This is a genomic window from Lentzea sp. NPDC054927 (genome assembly GCF_053610285.1).
The window spans coordinates 37,568-54,418 of the sequence record NZ_JBSGXZ010000037.1 but is presented as its reverse complement, the minus strand read 5'-3'; the positions used below and the strand labels follow the sequence as shown (position 1 = coordinate 54,418).

At 68.4% G+C, this 16,851-nt stretch carries 19 protein-coding genes; 9 read left to right on the top strand and 10 right to left on the bottom strand.

Annotated elements, in window-relative coordinates:
* Positions 1–139: 139 nt before the first annotated feature.
* Together ACWGE0_RS34825 and ACWGE0_RS34820 are read right to left on the bottom strand one after the other, a co-directional pair.
* Positions 140–286: a hypothetical protein gene (locus tag ACWGE0_RS34825; protein ID WP_167969512.1), complete on the bottom strand. Its 147-nt coding sequence runs from the start codon at positions 284–286 to the stop codon at positions 140–142.
* Positions 287–444: 158 nt separating this feature from the next.
* Positions 445–1,638: an AAA family ATPase gene (locus ACWGE0_RS34820; RefSeq protein ID WP_452265138.1), complete on the bottom strand. Its 1,194-nt coding sequence runs from the start codon at positions 1,636–1,638 to the stop codon at positions 445–447.
* A gap of 154 nt (positions 1,639–1,792) precedes the next feature.
* On the opposite strand from ACWGE0_RS34820, the gene ACWGE0_RS34815 reads away from it, so the two are divergent.
* The 3 genes from ACWGE0_RS34815 (at position 1,793) to ACWGE0_RS34805 (ending at position 3,599) form a co-directional block, all read left to right on the top strand.
* A complete protein-coding gene (locus ACWGE0_RS34815; RefSeq protein WP_452265137.1) occupies positions 1,793–2,407 on the top strand; it encodes an SIMPL domain-containing protein in 615 nt (204 codons plus the stop codon).
* A 71-nt stretch (positions 2,408–2,478) separates the two neighbouring features.
* The gene (locus ACWGE0_RS34810; RefSeq protein ID WP_452265136.1) at positions 2,479–2,847 is read left to right on the top strand and encodes a hypothetical protein; all 369 of its coding nucleotides are present in this window, start codon (positions 2,479–2,481) and stop codon (positions 2,845–2,847) included.
* A gap of 74 nt (positions 2,848–2,921) precedes the next feature.
* Positions 2,922–3,599, top strand: a complete 678-nt coding sequence (locus ACWGE0_RS34805; protein WP_452265135.1) for a S1 family peptidase — start codon at positions 2,922–2,924, stop codon at positions 3,597–3,599.
* Here the strand turns inward: ACWGE0_RS34805 and ACWGE0_RS34800 are convergent.
* From ACWGE0_RS34800 to ACWGE0_RS34790, 3 genes are all read right to left on the bottom strand, one after another.
* Complete coding sequence (locus tag ACWGE0_RS34800; protein ID WP_452265134.1) at positions 3,589–3,843, bottom strand: hypothetical protein; 255 nt, start codon at positions 3,841–3,843, stop codon at positions 3,589–3,591. The two genes, ACWGE0_RS34805 and ACWGE0_RS34800, sit on opposite strands and share 11 nt — an antisense overlap.
* A gap of 85 nt (positions 3,844–3,928) precedes the next feature.
* Positions 3,929–4,900, bottom strand: a complete 972-nt coding sequence (locus ACWGE0_RS34795; RefSeq protein ID WP_452265133.1) for a serine hydrolase domain-containing protein — start codon at positions 4,898–4,900, stop codon at positions 3,929–3,931.
* Complete coding sequence (locus tag ACWGE0_RS34790; protein ID WP_452265132.1) at positions 4,897–6,102, bottom strand: acetyl-CoA C-acetyltransferase; 1,206 nt, start codon at positions 6,100–6,102, stop codon at positions 4,897–4,899. Before ACWGE0_RS34790 ends, ACWGE0_RS34795 begins: the two co-directional genes overlap by 4 nt.
* A 53-nt stretch (positions 6,103–6,155) precedes the next feature.
* On the opposite strand from ACWGE0_RS34790, the gene ACWGE0_RS34785 reads away from it, so the two are divergent.
* Both ACWGE0_RS34785 and ACWGE0_RS34780 read left to right on the top strand, forming a co-directional pair.
* Complete coding sequence (locus ACWGE0_RS34785) at positions 6,156–7,391, top strand: 3-oxoacyl-ACP reductase (protein ID WP_452265131.1); 1,236 nt, start codon at positions 6,156–6,158, stop codon at positions 7,389–7,391.
* Positions 7,391–8,161 carry a MaoC family dehydratase gene (locus ACWGE0_RS34780; protein ID WP_452265130.1) on the top strand — a complete coding sequence of 257 codons (771 nt, stop codon included), beginning with the start codon at positions 7,391–7,393 and terminating at the stop codon, positions 8,159–8,161. The genes ACWGE0_RS34785 and ACWGE0_RS34780 overlap by 1 nt, the downstream gene beginning before the upstream one ends.
* Here the strand turns inward: ACWGE0_RS34780 and ACWGE0_RS34775 are convergent.
* Positions 8,150–8,788, bottom strand: coding sequence for a TetR/AcrR family transcriptional regulator (locus ACWGE0_RS34775; RefSeq protein WP_406601489.1), 639 nt, complete (start codon positions 8,786–8,788; stop codon positions 8,150–8,152). The two genes, ACWGE0_RS34780 and ACWGE0_RS34775, sit on opposite strands and share 12 nt — an antisense overlap.
* A gap of 98 nt (positions 8,789–8,886) precedes the next feature.
* On the opposite strand from ACWGE0_RS34775, the gene ACWGE0_RS34770 reads away from it, so the two are divergent.
* From ACWGE0_RS34770 to ACWGE0_RS34760, 3 genes are all read left to right on the top strand, one after another.
* Entirely contained in the window at positions 8,887–9,516 is a 630-nt protein-coding gene (locus ACWGE0_RS34770) for an SCP2 sterol-binding domain-containing protein (RefSeq protein WP_452265129.1), read from the top strand.
* Positions 9,517–9,539: 23 nt separating this feature from the next.
* A complete protein-coding gene (locus tag ACWGE0_RS34765) occupies positions 9,540–10,754 on the top strand; it encodes an acyl-CoA dehydrogenase family protein (protein ID WP_452265128.1) in 1,215 nt (404 codons plus the stop codon).
* A 104-nt stretch (positions 10,755–10,858) separates the two neighbouring features.
* Complete coding sequence (locus ACWGE0_RS34760; protein ID WP_452265127.1) at positions 10,859–11,566, top strand: thermonuclease family protein; 708 nt, start codon at positions 10,859–10,861, stop codon at positions 11,564–11,566.
* A 126-nt stretch (positions 11,567–11,692) separates the two neighbouring features.
* Here the strand turns inward: ACWGE0_RS34760 and ACWGE0_RS34755 are convergent, their stop codons facing one another.
* Positions 11,693–12,013 carry a hypothetical protein gene (locus ACWGE0_RS34755; RefSeq protein ID WP_452265126.1) on the bottom strand — a complete coding sequence of 107 codons (321 nt, stop codon included), beginning with the start codon at positions 12,011–12,013 and terminating at the stop codon, positions 11,693–11,695.
* Between the two features lie 75 nt (positions 12,014–12,088).
* Entirely contained in the window at positions 12,089–13,009 is a 921-nt protein-coding gene (locus ACWGE0_RS34750) for a helix-turn-helix domain-containing protein (protein ID WP_452265125.1), read from the bottom strand.
* A gap of 246 nt (positions 13,010–13,255) precedes the next feature.
* Between ACWGE0_RS34750 and ACWGE0_RS34745 the strand changes: the two genes are divergently transcribed.
* Positions 13,256–13,777 carry a hypothetical protein gene (locus tag ACWGE0_RS34745; RefSeq protein WP_452265124.1) on the top strand — a complete coding sequence of 174 codons (522 nt, stop codon included), beginning with the start codon at positions 13,256–13,258 and terminating at the stop codon, positions 13,775–13,777.
* A gap of 64 nt (positions 13,778–13,841) precedes the next feature.
* On the opposite strand, the gene ACWGE0_RS34740 is transcribed toward ACWGE0_RS34745, so the two are convergent.
* Both ACWGE0_RS34740 and ACWGE0_RS34735 read right to left on the bottom strand, forming a co-directional pair.
* Complete coding sequence (locus tag ACWGE0_RS34740; RefSeq protein ID WP_452265123.1) at positions 13,842–15,341, bottom strand: carboxylesterase/lipase family protein; 1,500 nt, start codon at positions 15,339–15,341, stop codon at positions 13,842–13,844.
* A 94-nt stretch (positions 15,342–15,435) separates the two neighbouring features.
* The gene (locus ACWGE0_RS34735) at positions 15,436–16,839 is read right to left on the bottom strand and encodes a dihydrolipoamide acetyltransferase family protein (RefSeq protein WP_452265122.1); all 1,404 of its coding nucleotides are present in this window, start codon (positions 16,837–16,839) and stop codon (positions 15,436–15,438) included.
* Positions 16,840–16,851 lie beyond the last annotated feature (12 nt).

The window sequence follows — 16,851 nt, the reverse complement described above, 5'->3', positions numbered from 1 at the left end:
CGTGCGCTGTTACAACGCCATTATACTGTGGCGTGGATCACGTTTAACAGAATGAAACCCCTGGAGCGCGGGAGGTGCTCCAGGGGTTCCCGTAGGGAGGCACTCGCGACGGGGCGCCGTGCGAGTGCCGGGTCGAAAGTCAGCGCAGGGTGGTGACCTGAGCCTGGGCGATGGCCATCAGCTCGTGACGCATGGCCGGGGTGGTGGCCATGTCGATCGCGCGAGCCACGGCCTTCCGGTTACGCGCCTCGGCACGACGGGCGCGGAGCTTCGCTGCGAAGTTCATCTCGGTCTGCACTTCCCTCTCGGAGGTCTGTTTGGTTGGTAACCCAAGTATGCACCCTCCTACCCGCAAACGCACGCGATTATCCGGTGAGTTGGGGCACAGGCCGATGAATCATCGGCTGACAACGTGAACGACCGGACAACGATAGGGAGCCGTTGTCAGTCCTCGCGACCGAGCAGGAACCTGCCGAAGTGCGGCACGGTGAAGGCGATCTGACCCCGTTCCGCGCTGTAGACCAGGCCTTTCTTGATGAGCGAGTCCCGCGCGGGCGACAGCGAGGAGGGCTTGCGACCCAGGTGGTCGGCCACCTGGGCGGTGTTGACCCCCGCATCCTTTCCGTCGGTCAACTCGGCCATCGACCGGAGATACTCGCGTTCAGCAGGCGTTGCACGCTCGTATCGGGAGCCGAAGAAGCCGACGGCCAGCTCGGCGTCGGCCTCCGGAGCGGCCATGGAGACGTCCAGCGCACTGATCGGATCGACCGGCGCGGCGTCCCAGGCGGCCTTGCCGTAGGCCTGGATGAAGTACGGGTAGCCGCCGGACGCGTCGAACAACGCGTCGAGCGCCTCGTCGGTGATGCCCGCGTCCTCCCGTTCGACCGGGGCGAGCACCGCCCGATCGGCGTCCTCACGACTGAGCCGGTCGATGCGGACGTACCGGAAGAGCCGCTCCGAGTACGACTTGCTCGCGGACAGCACCGCCGGCAGGTGCGGCAGGCCCGCGCCGACGACCACGAGCGGCGCGCCGAGCTGGGAGAGCTCGTGGCACGCCGCGCACAACGCGCTGATGTCGTCCGGCTTGAGGTCCTGCATCTCGTCGATGAGCAGCGCGACGCCGGTGCCGACGTCCTGCGCGAGCTCGGCGACGTCGGTGAACAGCTCCACCAGGTCGATCTCGATGTCACCGGAGTCCGCGCGCCCGGTCGCCGCCGGCACGTCGATGCCGGGCTGCCAGCGATCCCGCAGCTTGGCGCCGTCCGGTGCCGCTCTCAGCGCGAACGCCTTCAGCACGCCCAGGATCGCCTCGACCCGGTCCGGCGCCCGGTGCCGGACCGCGAGATCCCTGATCGCCCGATGCAGCGCTGCCGACAGTGGTCGCCGCAGGTCAGCCTCCGGCCGGGCCTCGACCTTGCCCGCGCCCCACCCGCGTTTGACCGCCATGGACCGCAGCTCGCCGAGCAGCACCGTCTTGCCGACGCCGCGCAGTCCGGTCAGCACGAGGCTGCGTTCGGGACGGCCGCGGGCCACGCGTTCGAGCACCACCTCGAAGGCGGCGACCTCTTTGTCCCGGCCGGCGAGCTCAGGAGGCCTCTGGCCTGCACCGGGGGCGAACGGGTTGCGCACCGGGTCCATGCCTCGCACCGTATCGGCGTTTCTAGGGCCCGCAGTAGAGACGCGCAGACGAACCTCGAAGTGGCTCCGGATGCCGATGTATTCGACTTTCTAGTGATTGAGCAATAGAGCGTAATAGTTGCGGATGAACCGGGGCACCGGTTGGCTGGGCCGCGTGGCTGAAGTCGTGACGAAGGGGACCGGCGAGGTCGAGCGCACCGCCGACCGCGCCCAGGTGGACGTGACGTTCGAGGCGCTCGGTGCCGAACGCTCCGAGGCGGTGAGCACGCTCAACCAGCGCATCTCCGCGGTCGAACCGCTGCTCGAGGACTTCGAGGTGCGGTCGCGGCAACTGTCCGTGCACGACAACTGGGACAACAACCAGCGCGTCGGCAGCCGCGCGACCCAGCAGTACGTGATCTGGGTGAAGGACCTCGACAAGCTCGACGGCCTGCTGGCCGAACTCGTGCAGGCCGAGCCCTCCTGGGTCAACGGACCGTCGTGGACGCTCGTCGACGACACCGAGGCCATCCGCGACGCGCAGCAGAAGGCCGTGGCGGACGCGTTGCGGCGCGCCGAGGGCTACGCGACAGCGCTGGGGCGGCGACTCGGCCCGTTGCTGCGCATCGGCGACACCGAGGGCGGTGCGCACTACTCGCCGCGGATGATGAGCGGCGCCGCGTCGTTCGAGATGGCCGGCCCCGCGGGGATGGTCGACCAGCTGAACCTCAAGGCGCAGCAGATCACCGTGGCCGCGTCCTGCACGGCCGCCTGGTCACTGCTCGACTAGGTCACCGAGCGCGACGACTCGATTACCCAGATCACCTGCGCGGGGCCCGGCGCATCACTAGGGTCGGGCTCGTGCCGCTTGATCATCTCGACCTGAAGAAGCTTCCCGATCAGGGCTGGCCGCACGCAGGCGATGTTCAAGTCCTGCCTGGACATCAAGCAGAAGATGGGCGGAGACCTGCCGTCCCCGCAGCCGAACGACTTCCGGCAGGCAAATCCCAGCGGGTCATCGTGGACCTGCACCTACAGGACACCGGGGTGAAAATCGGCTCAGATGCGCGCTGGCAGGAGAAGCACTCCACAGCCTGCGGCTTGGAGGTTCTCGACGAGAACGCCGTGCTCACCGTGATCCGGACCAGCGACGCCACGATCGACGAAGAGCAGTGCCGGGTGGCCGTGCGTGAGTTGGCCAAGAAGTTCTTCGCCGCCGTGCAGCCGTAGTTCTGAAGTCTGACGCGCGGATCATGCTGCGGCGTGATCCGCGCTGACGAAGCCGATGCATAGCGTTCCGATCCATGCGGAACTTGCTGATCGGAATGGCCGTCGGGGCGGCCACCATGGCGTCGATCGTGCCTGCTCACGCGATCATCGGCGGGGAGACGGCGACCGAGAGCCACACGTGGATCGCTGATCTCGGGCACCAGGACAACGGGCACGGCTGTGGTGGCGGCCTGATCGCCTCGCAGTGGGTCGTGACGGCCAAGCACTGCCTGCCGACGGTGCAGAAGGGCAGCCCGGTCCGGGTCGGGTCCAACGACCGGCTGACGGGCGGCACCGTGGTCGAGGTCGAGAGCGTGCACGAGGGCGACTACGGCGACATCGGCCTGATCAAGCTCGCCCATCCGGTGCTCGAGGCGCCGCTGACGGCTGGGCCGATGCCGGTGTCCGGGCCGATCCGGTTGCTGGGCTGGGGCATGGACGCGCAGGAGAACGCGACCTCGCCGCGTCATCTCAAGCAGCTCGACACCAAGGTGCTCGGCCAGTGCGGTGGTGACGACGAGATCTGCGTCGAGCAGTCCGTGGAGGCCACCGCGTGCAACGGTGACTCGGGTACGCCGGCGGTCGTCGACGGCAAGGTTGTCGCGGTGACCAGCCGTGGACCGATTGGGCCGTGTGGTGGTGAGGGCTGGATCGTCTACACCGCCGTTGCGCCGCACCACCAGTGGATCGAGAAGACGATCGCTACGAGCTAGCTTGGAGCGACTCCATCGCGTGGTGCACCGCGGCCGCGTCGAGATCGCCTGGCCTGGCCTTGCGCCACTTCTCCAGCCACCCGACTCGGCGGATGGCGGCCGCGGCCAAGGTCAGCACGATGTACGTCCGGCGTTCCCATTCCCTCGCGGACGCCATCGCGTCGGCCGCCGGGCGCCACTCGTCGCGGAGGGTGCCGACGAGCGCGCGGGCCAGCACCGGATCTTTTTCGGGATCGACCTGCATCCGCTCCACCCCCCAGTACCGCAGCGCTGCGGTTCAGAGAGTGTGCATGAAGGACCGTCCGGTTCGGCAAGCCTTACTCGGCGTCTCACTCGGCGGCGTACCGCCAGAAGTCGCGCATGATCGCGGTCGGGGTGGGGCTCGTCATGGCGGTGCGGGTGAGCAGAACGGTGACCATTCCCTGTGCTGGCACCACATGTGCGGCGGTGCCGGAGCCGCCGACCCAGCCGTAGCGGCCCTGGACGTTCCACGGGTCGATCTCGGAGACGTCGACGCTGCCGCCGAAGCCCCAGCCCTGGCCTTCCAGGAAGATCTGCGCCGCCTCGCGCTCCTCGGCCGTCGTGGTGTCGTTCGCCAGCACCGAAAGCATGCCACTGGACAACAAGAATCGATTGAACGCCAATAGGTCGTCCACAGTGGACTTCAGGCCACCCGCTCCGGACGGGAAGACGTCGCTGCCGAAAGCGGTGTTCGTCATGCCCAGCGGGCGGTAGATCCGTTCGGTGAGGAAGTCCGGGAGCGAGCCCGTGACGCGGTGGATCAGCAGGCCGAGGACGTCCGCCGCGGTGTTGTAGAGCCAGCCGTCGCCGGGCTGGTGCAGCAACGGCACCTCGGCGAGCTGCTTGAGCCACTCGTCCGGGGTCGGCAGGTCCGCACGGCCGTCCACGTGCGTCGAGTCGAGGAGCTTTTGCGTGGTGGGCAGCGAGAAGTCCGCGGTGAAGCCCCAGCCGGAACGGAACGACTGCAGGTGCCGGACGGTGATCGGTTTCGTCGCGGGGACGACGTCGTCGACCTCGCTGTCCGGGGTGCGGACGACCACCGGGTCGGCCAGTTCGGGCAGCCAGTTCGCGATCGGGTCGTCGAGCGCGATCCCGCCGTCCTGGACCAGGAGCATGGCCGCGGCGGCGACGATCGGCTTGGTCACCGAGGCGATCGGGAAGACCGACTCGCGGGTGTCCTCACCGACCGCCGCGAACTCGACGTCGTCACCTCGGGCGATGAGCGCGACCGCGGTGGGCACGTCTTCGCGGTGGGACTCCAGCAGCTTCTGCAGCGTCACCGTTCCAAGATAGCCGTGATTCCCTGCCCACCGGCGGCGCAGATCGACACGAACCCGCGCCCGCTTCCCTTTTGGTGCAGCAACTTCGCCAAGGTCGCCACGATTCGGGCACCGGTGGCGGCGAACGGGTGCCCGGCCGCGAGCGACGAGCCGTTGACGTTCAGCTTGGCGCGGTCGATCTCGCCGAGGTCGGTCTCCCAGGCCTTCAACGTCGCGAGCACCTGGGACGCGAACGCCTCGTGCACCTCGTAGAAGTCGAACTCCTGCAGCTTGAGGCCCGCCTTGTCGAGCATCCGCGGCGCGGCGTGCACCGGGGCCATCAGCAGGCCTTCGTCGCCGTGCACGTAGTCGACGGCGGCGGTCTCGGCGAAGGTCAGGTACGCCAGCACCGGAAGTTTGCGCTGCTGCGCCCACTCCTCGGTGGCGAGCAGGACCGCGGAGGCGCCGTCGGAGAGCGGCGTGGAGTTGCCGGCGGTCATCGTGTCACCGAAGACGGGCTTGAGCTTGGCGAGCTTCTCGGCGCTGCTGTCCGGGCGGAGGTTCTGGTCGCGGGTCAGGCCCAGGTACGGGGTGACGAGGTCGTCGAAGAAGCCCTCGTCGTAGGCGCGGGCGAGGTTCTGGTGGCTGCGCGCGGTGAGCTCGTCCTGGTCCTCACGCGTGACGCCGTACTTGGCCGCGGTGATCGCCGCGTGCTCGCCCATGGACATGCCGGTGCGCGGTTCGCCGTTGCGCGGCAGGTGCGGCACGACGTGGCTGGGACGCAGCCTGGTGAGCAGGCTGACCTTGCGGGTGCGGTTGAACTCCAGCAGGAGCTTGCGGAAGTTCTCGTTCACGCCGATCGGGGCGTCGCTCGTGGTGTCGACGCCGCCGGCGATGCCCACGTCGATCTGGCCGAGCGCGATCTTGTTGGCCACGGCGATGATCGCCTGCAGACCCGTGCCGCACGCCTGCTGCAGGTCGTAGGCGGGCGTCTGGGGGCTGAGCTTGCTGCCGAGCACGGACTCGCGGACGAGGTTGAAGTCGCGGGAGTGCTTGAGCACGGCGCCGGCCACGACCTCGCCGAGGCGCTCGCCCTGCAGGCCGAAGCGGCTGACCAGACCGTCCAGCACCGCGGTGAACATGTCCTGGTTCGAGGCGGTGGCGTACGGGCCGTTCGAGCGGGCGAACGGGATGCGGTTGCCGCCGATGATCGCTACTCGCATACCGGCATACTACCTACTAGCGGGTAGACTTACTAGCGAGTAGGTTATGCGACGTGGACAGGTATCAGAAGTTCGCCTCTTCGGGGCTGGGACGCCAGCTCGTGCGCAGGCTCGGCCTGCCGAACCCGCATCCACTTCGCCGCGACGCCGCCCTGGCCACACCGGTGCTGGTCGGCGGCGCCTCCCGGCTGCCCTTTCTGAAGCAGCTCGAAACAGGGCCCGCCCCCTACGGCGTCCTGATCTTCGACGCGTCCGATGTCGCGGCTGTTTCCGACCTGCGACAGCTGCACGACTTCTTCCACCCGGTGATCACGCAGCTCGGGCCGTGCGGGCGGGTGATCGTCATCGGACGGTCCCCGGACTCCGTGGCGCAACGGGCGCTCGAAGGCTTTGTGCGGTCGGTCGGCAAGGAACTGCGGCGGGGTGGCACGGCGAACCTGGTCTACGTGGCGGACGGCGCGGAGGACGGCGTCGAGTCGACGCTCCGATTCCTGCTGTCCGGACGGTCCGCGTACGTGTCCGGGCAGGTCATCCACGTTTCTGACAACGCTGCCGTCGGCACGTTGCAGGGCAAGGTCGCGCTGGTCACGGGCGCTTCGCGGGGCATCGGTGAGGCGATCGCCTCGACGTTGGCGCGCGACGGGGCGCATGTCGTCTGCCTGGACGTTCCCGCTGCCGGTGATGAGCTGTCGAAGGTCGCGAACTCCGTTGGCGGGTCGGCGCTGCAGCTCGACATCACCGGCGATCCCGCCCGGTTGACGTCGTACCTGCTGGAGCGCCACGGCGGTGTGGACGTCGTCGTGCACAACGCCGGCATCACGCGCGACAAGACGTTGGCCCGCATGGATTCCTCGCTGTGGGACTCGGTGCTCGAGGTCAACCTGGCCTGCCAGGAACGGGTCAACGACGCGTTGCTGCACGGCGGCGTGCTGCGCAACGGCGGGCGGATCGTCGGGGTGTCGTCGATCGCCGGCATCGCGGGCAACGTCGGCCAGACCAACTACGCCACCTCGAAGGCGGGCGTGATCGGGATGGTGCGGTCGTTGGCGCCTGCGCTGGCTTCTCGTGGCGCCACGATCAACGCCGTCGCGCCGGGGTTCATCGAGACGAAGATGACCGCGGCCGTCCCGTTGATGACGCGCGAGGTCGGACGGCGGATGAACAGCCTGTCGCAGGGCGGTCTGCCGGTCGACGTCGCGGAGACCGTGGCATGGTTCGCGTCGCCGGGTTCTGGTGGCGTGAACGGCAACGTCGTGCGGGTGTGTGGACAGATGTTGCTGGGGGCGTGATGTTGCTGCGCGCTGCACTGACGTCGTTCCGGCGCGGGGAAACCCTGGCCGCTGAGCCTGTTTCGGCCACGGTCGACGTCTCGTTGAAGCACCTGACGGCCTACAACTCGGTGTGCGGGTTCGGGTTGCGCGACGCGTTGCCGCTGACCTATCCGCACGTGCTGGGTTTTCCGTTGCAGATGAAGCTGATGACCGGTGCGGGTTTCCCGTTCCCGTTGCCCGGCCTGGTGCACATCGCGAACCGGATCACGCAGTCGCGGCCGCTGATGTCGTGCGAACCGTTGGAGATCACGGTGTCCGCGCGCGATCTGCGGCCGCATCCGCAGGGCACCCAGGTCGATGTGGTGACGTCGGTTTCCGGTGTCTGGGAAGGCGTTTCGACCTACCTGAGGCGGACCGGCGGCTCCTCGGGGCAGGGCGAGGAGCTGGAGCGGCCGGTCGGGTCGGCGGTGTGGCGGGTGCCGGCGGACATCGGCAGGCGGTACGGCGCGGCGTCAGGTGACCGCAACCCGATCCACCTGTACCCGTTGAGCGCCAAGCTGTTCGGGTTCAAGCGGGCGATCGCGCACGGGATGTGGACGAAGGCGCGCTGCCTCGCCGCGCTGGAAGGCCGGTTGCCAGAGGCCGTGACCGTGGACGTCCGGTTCAAGAAGCCGTTGCTGATCCCGGGGCGCGTCGAGTTCTCCGCCGTCGAGAAGGACGGCTGGGAGTTCGCGGTGTGGGGCAAAGGACCCCACCTGCTGGGCTCGGCCCAGGATCTAACGCCGTGACGGTGGATGCCAGACGTTGCCGTCGACGAGGTCGCCGAAGCCCATCCAGACGAGGTTCATGAGGCGGGCCGCGACGACGCCGGCGGGTTCCTCCGGGTGGTCGAGCCACCACTCCGCGAGCGACTCGCCGGCCCCGACCAGCGCGGCGGCCAGCGACTCGGCCTCCAGCTTGGTCGCGGGCGCCTTGGTCGACTGGGTGAGCAGCGCCGCGACCAGCGACACCGCCCGGCCGCGCATGTCCGTGAGCTCGACCGCGAACGGCCCGCCCTGGGTCGACGCCTGGCGGTGCAGCACGAGCCAGCTCGCCCGGTTCTCGCCGACGAAGCCGAAGAACGCTCTGAGCCCGCTCCACAGCTGCACGTCGGGTTCCTGATCAGGCTCGACGCCGGTCGCGATGGCCTCCATCATCCGGGTGGCCTCACGCCGGATGCAGGTCGCGAACAGCTCCTCCTTCGAGCCGAGGTAGGCGTAGAGCATCGGCTTCGAGATGCCGGCGACGTCGGAGATCTCGTCCATCGACGCCGCGTGGAAGCCGAGCCGCGAGAACACGTCGACGGCGGCGTCCATGATCTGCCGCTCACGCACCGCGCGTGGCAAGCGCTTGGCTCGACCTTCTGTGCGCATCATTACCCCTCGGTTCGGAGCAGCAAGATTATCCGATCGGCTTGCCGCCCAATCTACTCACCAGTAGTCTTACTCACGAGTAGGTACCAGGAGGTGTGTCAATGACGCTCGACCTCACCACCGAGGCGATCGCGAAGCTCAGCCCGGCTGAGCTGATCAGCACTTTGCAGCAGATCTCGCCGGACGACCCCGCTCTGGCCGACGTCGACATCGACGTCATCGCCCGCGGCATCGACCCGAAGAAGCTGGGCAAGGACGACTTCGCGGCGCTGCTCAACGCGTTGGGCAAGCTCGCCGACGGCGGCGCGGACCTCGACCTCTCGAAGATGGACCCGTCCAACTTCGCCAGGATCATCTCGCGCGCCTCGAAGGACCAGATCGAGGGCGTCGTCGCCGATGAGGCGCTGCGCACTCGCGTGCTCGACGAGGTGTTCCGCCGCATGGAGGTCCACTTCCGCGCGGACCGGGCCGGCGCCACCCGTGCCGTCGTGCACTTCCACGTGCTCGAAGACGTCTACGAGGCCATCATCGAAGACGCGAAGTGCACCATCAACAAGGGCGTGACCCGCGAGGCCCGTGCGATCGTGACGCTGACGCCCGCCGACTTCCTGAAGCTCGCGACCGGCAACGCCTCCGCCCCCGTGCTGTTCATGACGGGCAAGCTGAAGGTGAAGGGCGACCTGGGCTTCGCGGCCGGGTTCATGAGCCTGTTCAACATCCCGAAGGCTTAACTCTATTTTTGGGGAGACTTCCTGTGGGCGGCTTCTCGCTCGAGCTGAACGAAGACCAGACCGACCTGCGCGACTGGGTGCACGGCTTCGCCAAGGACGTGATCAGGCCAGCGGCCTCCGAGTGGGACGAGCGCGAGGAAACGCCGTGGCCGGTGATCCAGGAGGCGGCGAAGATCGGCCTCTACGGCTTCGAGTCCCTGGCGACCTGGTTCGCGGACCCGATCGGCCTGTCGCTGCCCATCGCCACCGAAGAGCTCTTCTGGGGTGACGCCGGCATCGCGCTGGCGTTGATGGGCACCGGCCTGGCCGTGGCCGGCATCTTCGCGGGCGGCGAACCCGAACAGCTGGCCGAGTGGGTGCCGGAGTGCTTCGGCGACGAGTCGGACCCGAAGCTGGCCGCCTTCTGCGCCTCCGAACCCCAGGCCGGCTCCGACGTGGCCGGCTACCGCACGCGGGCGCGCTACGACGAGGCGACTGACGAGTGGGTGCTGAACGGCCAGAAGGCCTGGGCCACCAACGGCGGCATCGCGAACGTGCACGTCGTCACCGCCGTGGTCGATGCCTCGTTGGGCTCGCGCGGCCAGGCCGGCTTCATCGTGCCGCCCGGCACGCCCGGTCTGTCGTCGCCGGGCAAGATCAAGAAGCACGGCATGCGGGCCTCTCACACCGCCGACGTGTTCCTCGACGACGTGCGGGTGCCGGGACGTTGCGTGCTGGGCGGTCGCGAACGGCTGGAGGCCCGGCTGGCGCGCGCCCGCGAGGGCCTGAAGTCCGGCGGTCAGGCAGCGATGGCGACGTTCGAGACCACGCGTCCGACCGTGGGCGCGATGGCCGTCGGCGTCGCCCGTGCCGCCTACGACTACGCACTGGAGTACGCGAAGGACCGCGAGGCGTTCGGCCGGAAGATCATCGAGAACCAGTCGATCGCCTTCGACCTCGCGAACATGCGGATGGAGATCGACGCGTCGCGGCTGCTGGTGTGGCGCGCCGCGTGGATGGGCCGCAACAACGTGCCATTCACCGCCGGTGAGGGGTCGATGTCGAAGCTCAAGGCGTCCGAGGTGTCGGTGTGGGCCACGGAGCGGGCCATTCACATCCTCGGCGGGGCCGGGTACACGCGGGACCACCCGGTGGAGCGGATGCACCGGGACGCCAAGATTTTCACGATCTTCGAGGGGACTTCGGAGATCCAGCGGCTGGTGGTGTCCCGGATGATTTCCGGGATGCAGATCAAGTGAGCGACGCCTGAGAGTGATGGCGGAGTAACGCCGCGTCCCCCTACGCCGATCAGCCCAGTAGATCGGCGTTAGGGGGAATCGTGATGCTCCCGAATGTGTTCGTGATGGCTGCCGCGGTCCTGACCGGTGCCGCGAGCAGTGCCTACGTCGTGACGGTCGTGGACCGCCCCGAACCGGTTGTGGTGAGCCAGGTCGTGCGTGTGGTCGACGCGGAGACCGTCGAGGTGCGCGAGGGTGATCGCGTCACCCGGATCAAGCTGGTGAACGTTGCCGCCCCTGCGGCGGGCGAGTGTCTGCACGCGGAGTCGGCGAAGCGGCTGAGCGAGTTGCTGCCGGACGGGACTCTGGTCACCGTGGTGAGGGACGGGCCGTTCGCCGCGGTGTCCACACAGGACGGGAAGCTGGTCAACGCCGCGCTGATCGCCGACGGGCTGGCGGTGCCGACGGTCAACGGGATTCGCTTCCTGGACAAGGCGAAGCAGGCGAACGCCGAGGCGGCCGAGAAGCTGAAAGGGCTGCACTCGCCCGAGGTGCCGTGCACGTTGCCTGGGCAGGTGCGGGCGATCACGGAGGCTGCGGCTGCTGTTGAGGCACAACCTCTCAAGGCCACCAAGACCCAGTTGACGGTGGCGGCGGATACCGCCAAGACCGCGATCGGGCTGGTGGATCAGCTGGCCAAGCCCGGCGGGTTGACGTGGGACGCGGTGGCGCCGGTGGACCAGACTGTGTTGCTGGCGAAGGTCACCAAGGTGGTGCCGACGTTGTACCGCAAGGAAGCCGAGTTGCGGAACGTCGTGAAGGGCCTGAAGTAGTGATGGCCCGCCGTACCCCCGGCGCCGGCGGGCCGTTCACAACGTCTCGGTTCGCGGTTATGGGGTGGTAAATGTCCTGGTTGGACATACCTCCCGAGCCGTGCGGCGGGGGCGTGTCGAGCGCGATCAGGTCGGCAGCTGAAGGATCGCGCCCACGCGCTTGAGTTCGCGGCGGTGCACGGCGAGCAGCACCACGTCGGATGCGCGGCGGAAGTGCAGCACCACGAAGTTCGGGTGTGGCGGGTCCTGGTCGATGATCTGCTCGACCCTGCCCTCGTCGTCGCTGAAGACGATCCGCTCGTCCCAGATGATCTTCGTGGGGCCGAAGAACAGTTCGCCCTCGTGCCATTCGCCGTCCAGGAAGACGTCGCCGTCACCACGTGAGTTGTCGTCTCCACCGGGCGCGAAGGCCTCGGCGATGGTTCCCCCGAGAAGTTCGAACAACATCGACATGACGATCCCCCTTCGTTGCTACAGGAACGAGCTGGGCGCCCAGCTGGTTCCCGTGCGGTGGCGGGCGATCTAGCCGAACGGCTGCCCTGCCTCGCGCAGCCAGGCGCGCTCGGCCGAGTGGTCCGGCATGGCGGGCCAGCCGTTGATCTTCGCGATCAGCACCCAGTACCGCTCGGCGCGTGGGTCCGCGAAGTCGGAGAGCTCGCGCAGCCGTTCGACGAGACGTTCGTCGTTCGGCAGGTTCAGCGCCTGCGCCCAGTTGGCGTTCACGCGGTCCACGACCTCGCGCGCAGCGTCCGACCCCGGCGCGACGCCGGCGTCGAGAGCCGCACGGGCCTGGGCGATCGCGAAGTTGAACGCCTCCATCTGGTCACCTGACGGCGGGCTCATGTCCGCACCATCTCGGCGCTGTTCCTCGTGCTGCTGGGACATCCGCTTGACCGTCGCGCGGAAGTCCGGGTCCTGCACGAGCTTCGCGAGCTCGACCCACGCTTCCAGCTGTTCGGTCGACGGGTCGTCCGGCAGCTCGATGCGCACGGACCGCATGTGTTGCTCGAACTGGGGATCCAGCTCGTACGGCCCGAACACCTCCTCGAAGAAGTCGTCGAGGATCCGCTGGCGCTCCTCGTCCGACATCCGTGCCAACTCGTTCATCAGTTCCATCTCCCCTCCCTTGGCGACGGCGCGCAGGACGGCACGGCGCAGCCGCAACGTCCTCATCTGCGCGTCGATCGCATCCGCATGGGCGCGCGCCACGTCGGTCACCGTCACCTCGCGGGCAAGCACCCGTCCGGCGGTCGGCAGGTCCACACCCAGGTCACGAAGGGTGCGGACGAGCTTGAGCTTGGCGACCGCCTCACCGTCGTACGTCCGGTAGCCGCCGACCGTTCTCGCTGTGGGCGGGATGAGGCCCTGGTCGGAGTAGAACCGGATCGTCCTGACGGTGAGGCCGGTCATCCTGGCCAGCTCACCGATCTGGTAGCGCGTCACGGGGACAACTCTGCAGTCTCCAGTAGCTGGAGAGTCAACTCGGAACTCCATCGGATGACCCGGCCGGAAAGTCCAGGCGAGTTGAGCCGAACAGGCTAGTGACGGCTCTGTGCGGCTTGTGAAACGGTATGCCGCGTCGGTACCGCCTGGGGGGCAAACATCGATTCGCGACCTCGTCGTAGGTCTTTTCGGTGTGCGCCGACCTTGTTTCATCTGGGGGAAGAGATGCACAAAATTTCGCATGCGATGAAGCTCGTCATGGGTGGCGCCGGACTCGTCGCCTCTCTGTTCGGCGCCGTGGCCGCACCGGCGAGCGCTGAGACGCCGGGATCGGAGACCGCTCCGCCTCCGGTGATCTGCTTCAGCGGTCACGTCCAGGACGTCGGCTGGCAGCCCTGGAACTGCGACAACGACGGCGACTGGGCCTTCGCGGGTTCGACCGGCCTGAACTACAGACTCGAGGCGCTCCGCGTCATCTCCTACAACACGGACGGCTTGACCTGCGCGCGGGTGCACGTCCAGGACGTGGGCTGGGGCAACCAGGTGTGCTTGCCGGACGGCTTGGCCCTGGAGGTCGGCACGACCGGTCAGGGCCGGCGGATCGAGGCACTGTCGCTCAGCAGCAGCACCCGGAGCCTGTGCGCGGAGGCCCACGTGCAGGACGTCGGCTGGACGGGCAAGAGCTGCAAGCCGGCCGGCGAACTCAACACCCTCGGCACCACGGGTCAGGGCCTGCGACTGGAAGCCGTGACCGGCACGATTCAGTAGCAGACGAGAAACGAGGCGGTGAGTGCGTTCCGTCAGAACGCACTCACCGCCGGTTTTCGGCCCGTTAACCGATCGAGTTCCAGAACGAGCAGTTGTGCCTGGTCAGAGCATTGATCTGACCGACTCGCTCGAGCGAGTACTCCTGGACGTTGCCAGCGCGGTACGTCGCCCAACGCGGGTTGCCGGTGCGGGCGAACGTCGTCCAGTCGCGGATCAACGTCGCCGCGAGCTGCTGCTGTGCCGGGTTGAGCTCGAACATCGGGATGTCGAACAGGTAGGCGAGCTCAGCGGTGTGCGGGGCTCCGCCGGGGAACTTCTCCGAGAAGAGGTCCTTGAAGTAACCGAGCGGCGCGGTGCGGTCGGCGAACTCGTAGCCGTACGTCGGCGTGTAGCGGGAGAGCAGCCGATCGTCGGCGAGCTGGTTGCACGCCCACACCCCATCGGTGAGCACCGTGCCGTAAGCGAGGCGCGCGGACTCGCCCACCGGGTACTCGGCGGCGATCTCGGCAGCCTTCTCCGCACCGAACCCCTGGACCAGCAAACCGTTGTAGTCGAACGGTTCCGGCACCGTCGCGGACGTCAGCCGGCCCTCGTCACGGGTGTTGCCCCAGATCAGCGGAACGCGGTTGAAGTGCCCGGACTTCAGCGCGTCGACGGGGTTCACCGGCAGCACGCGGTTGCCGGTCACGACCGGGGTCGCGCCGCGGTCGATCGCGGTGAAAGCCGTGGGAGGCAACGCACGCAGGCATGCGACGTCCGAACAACCGAGCTGAGCGGACAGCACCACCGCATCGGCCTGAGCTGCGGACTTCGTGATCCACGGGCCACCCGCGGGCTTGCCGTGGATCACGCCGTTGGCGCCCCACGTCGTGGAACAACCGCCGCTCTGCGCGATGGCCTTCTGGAACAGCCCGCGCGACAGCGGTGACGTCACGTGCGCACACACGTCGAACGCACCGCCGGACTCACCGAAAACGGTGACGTTGCGCGGATCCCCGCCGAACGCGGCGGCGTTGCGCTGCACCCACTTCAGCGCGGCCTGCTGGTCCTCGATGCCGTACGCGCCCGAGTCGGGCAGGTCCGGGTGACCGAAGAAGCCGAAGAACCCCAACCGGTAGTTGATGGTCACGACCACCACGTCGCCCTGCACGGCCAGGCGGTTCGTGCCGAACCCGGCGCCGGACAGGTAGCTGTTGCCGCCGCCGTGGATCCAGACCATGACCGGCTTGCGCCCGTGCCGCGAAGGCGTGGTGACGTTGAGGTACAGGCAGTCCTCGTTGCTGCTCGGCGAACCGGCACCGGCCGACTGGGCGCACGCCGGGCCGGGCGCGGTGGCGTCACGAGGCGTCGTCCACGGCGTGACCGGCTGCGGCGAACGCCACCGCAGCTCGCCCACCGGCGGCGCCGCGTACGGAATCCCTTGGTACTGCTGGTGATCGGCGAGAACGGTGCCGCGCACCGGGCCGGAGTCGGTCCGCACCAGGCCGGACTCCCCGGCCTGCGCCACTCCGGTCAGGCCCAGCAGCAAACCCGCGCTGATCAGCAAAGACAGTCGCTTGCGCATTTCGTGTGTCCCCTCAGTACGAGCTTTGACACACGTGCGTCGAACGAAGGGCCCGCGGATCGACGATCCGCGGGCCCTCACATACCAAGTTCTCTCAGTAGGTCATCGCGAAGCCGGGGTCGGCCAGTAGCGCGCCGACATCGGCCAGGAACTGCGAGCCCTGCTGGCCGTCGACCACGCGGTGGTCGAACGACAGCGCGAGCTGGCAGATCTTGCGGATCTTGATCTCGCCGTCGACCACCCACGGCATGTCGCGGATCGCGCCCAGGGCGAGGATCGCGGACTCGCCGGGGTTGAGGATCGGCGTGCCGGTGTCGACGCCGAAGACGCCGACGTTGGTGATCGTGATGGTGCCGTTCATCATGTCGGCAGGGGAGGTCTTGCCGTCCCTGGCGACGGTGGCGAGCTCGTCGAGCGCGACCGCGAGTTCCTTCAACGACATCTGATCGGCGTCGCGGACCTTCGGCACCACCAGGCCGCGCGGCGTGGCGGCCGCGATGCCCAGGTGGACGTAGTCCTTGTAGACGATCTCGTTCGCCGCCGCGTCCCACGTCGCGTTGACGTCCGGCGTGCGCCTGGCGGCGAGGATGATCGCCTTGGCGCAGAAGGCCAACGGCGTCAGCTTCACGCCGCGGAACTCCGGGTGGTTCTTCAGGCGGGCGCGCAGGTCCATCATCGGCGTCACGTCGACCGTCAGGAACTCGGTGACGTGCGGGGCCGTGAAGGCGCTGTCCACCATCGCCTGCGCGGTCGCCTTGCGGACGCCCTTGATCGGCACCCGGCGTTCGCGCGAACCGTTGTCCACAAAGGACTGAGCGGGAGCGGCAACGGGTGCCGAACCAGCGTTTTCGACGTCTTCGCGCGTGATGACGCCGTTCGGGCCGGAGCCCGTCAGCGCGTACAGGTCGACGCCGAGGTCCTTGGCCAGCTTGCGGACCGGCGGCTTGGCCAGCGGCACGTACCCGCCGGGCGTCTGCACCGGAGCGGCGACGGGCGCCGCGACGGGAGCAGGCGCCGCAACGGGTTCCGGAGCCCTCACGATCGCGGCCGCCGGCGTGATCGCGGCTGCTGCGGCCAGCGCGGCGGCCGGGGCGTCCTTGCGCGCACGACGCTTGGCCGCACCGGACTTCGGGCCGTAGCCGACGAGCGTCGCGATGCGCCCACCCGGCATCTCCTCGCCGATCTTGCCGGACGAGGTGCCGTTGGCCTCGGCAGCAGCCGGAGCCGGGGCGACGGGTGCCGCCGCGCCACCGGGGTCGGTGTCGATCGTGATGATCGGGACGCCGACCTCGACGGTCTGGCCGGGCTCCGCGAGGAGCTCGGTCACGACGCCTGCCCACGGGCACGGCAGTTCGACGGCCGCCTTGGCGGTCTCGATCTCGACGATGATCTGGTTGACCGTGACGGTGTCACCCGGCTTCACGTGCCAGGTGAGGATCTCGGCCTCGGTCAGCCCCTCGGCCGTGTCCGGCAGGGGGAATTGCTTGTACTGCGGCATTTCCGGTGTTCC

Excerpts from the sequence above, each read along its gene's own strand:
- ACWGE0_RS34825 (WP_167969512.1), bottom strand. The coding sequence starts at position 286 with ATGAACTTCGCAGCGAAGCTCCGCGCCCGTCGTGCCGAGGCGCGTAAC.
- ACWGE0_RS34820 (WP_452265138.1), bottom strand. The coding sequence starts at position 1,638 with ATGGACCCGGTGCGCAACCCGTTCGCCCCCGGTGCAGGCCAGAGGCCT.
- ACWGE0_RS34805 (WP_452265135.1), top strand. The coding sequence starts at position 2,922 with ATGCGGAACTTGCTGATCGGAATGGCCGTCGGGGCGGCCACCATGGCG.
- ACWGE0_RS34800 (WP_452265134.1), bottom strand. The coding sequence starts at position 3,843 with ATGCAGGTCGATCCCGAAAAAGATCCGGTGCTGGCCCGCGCGCTCGTC.
- ACWGE0_RS34790 (WP_452265132.1), bottom strand. The coding sequence starts at position 6,102 with ATGCGAGTAGCGATCATCGGCGGCAACCGCATCCCGTTCGCCCGCTCG.
- ACWGE0_RS34780 (WP_452265130.1), top strand. The coding sequence starts at position 7,391 with ATGTTGCTGCGCGCTGCACTGACGTCGTTCCGGCGCGGGGAAACCCTG.
- ACWGE0_RS34775 (WP_406601489.1), bottom strand. The coding sequence starts at position 8,788 with ATGATGCGCACAGAAGGTCGAGCCAAGCGCTTGCCACGCGCGGTGCGT.
- ACWGE0_RS34770 (WP_452265129.1), top strand. The coding sequence starts at position 8,887 with ATGACGCTCGACCTCACCACCGAGGCGATCGCGAAGCTCAGCCCGGCT.
- ACWGE0_RS34760 (WP_452265127.1), top strand. The coding sequence starts at position 10,859 with ATGGCTGCCGCGGTCCTGACCGGTGCCGCGAGCAGTGCCTACGTCGTG.
- ACWGE0_RS34755 (WP_452265126.1), bottom strand. The coding sequence starts at position 12,013 with ATGTTGTTCGAACTTCTCGGGGGAACCATCGCCGAGGCCTTCGCGCCC.
- ACWGE0_RS34745 (WP_452265124.1), top strand. The coding sequence starts at position 13,256 with ATGAAGCTCGTCATGGGTGGCGCCGGACTCGTCGCCTCTCTGTTCGGC.
- ACWGE0_RS34740 (WP_452265123.1), bottom strand. The coding sequence starts at position 15,341 with ATGCGCAAGCGACTGTCTTTGCTGATCAGCGCGGGTTTGCTGCTGGGC.
- ACWGE0_RS34735 (WP_452265122.1), bottom strand. The coding sequence starts at position 16,839 with ATGCCGCAGTACAAGCAATTCCCCCTGCCGGACACGGCCGAGGGGCTG.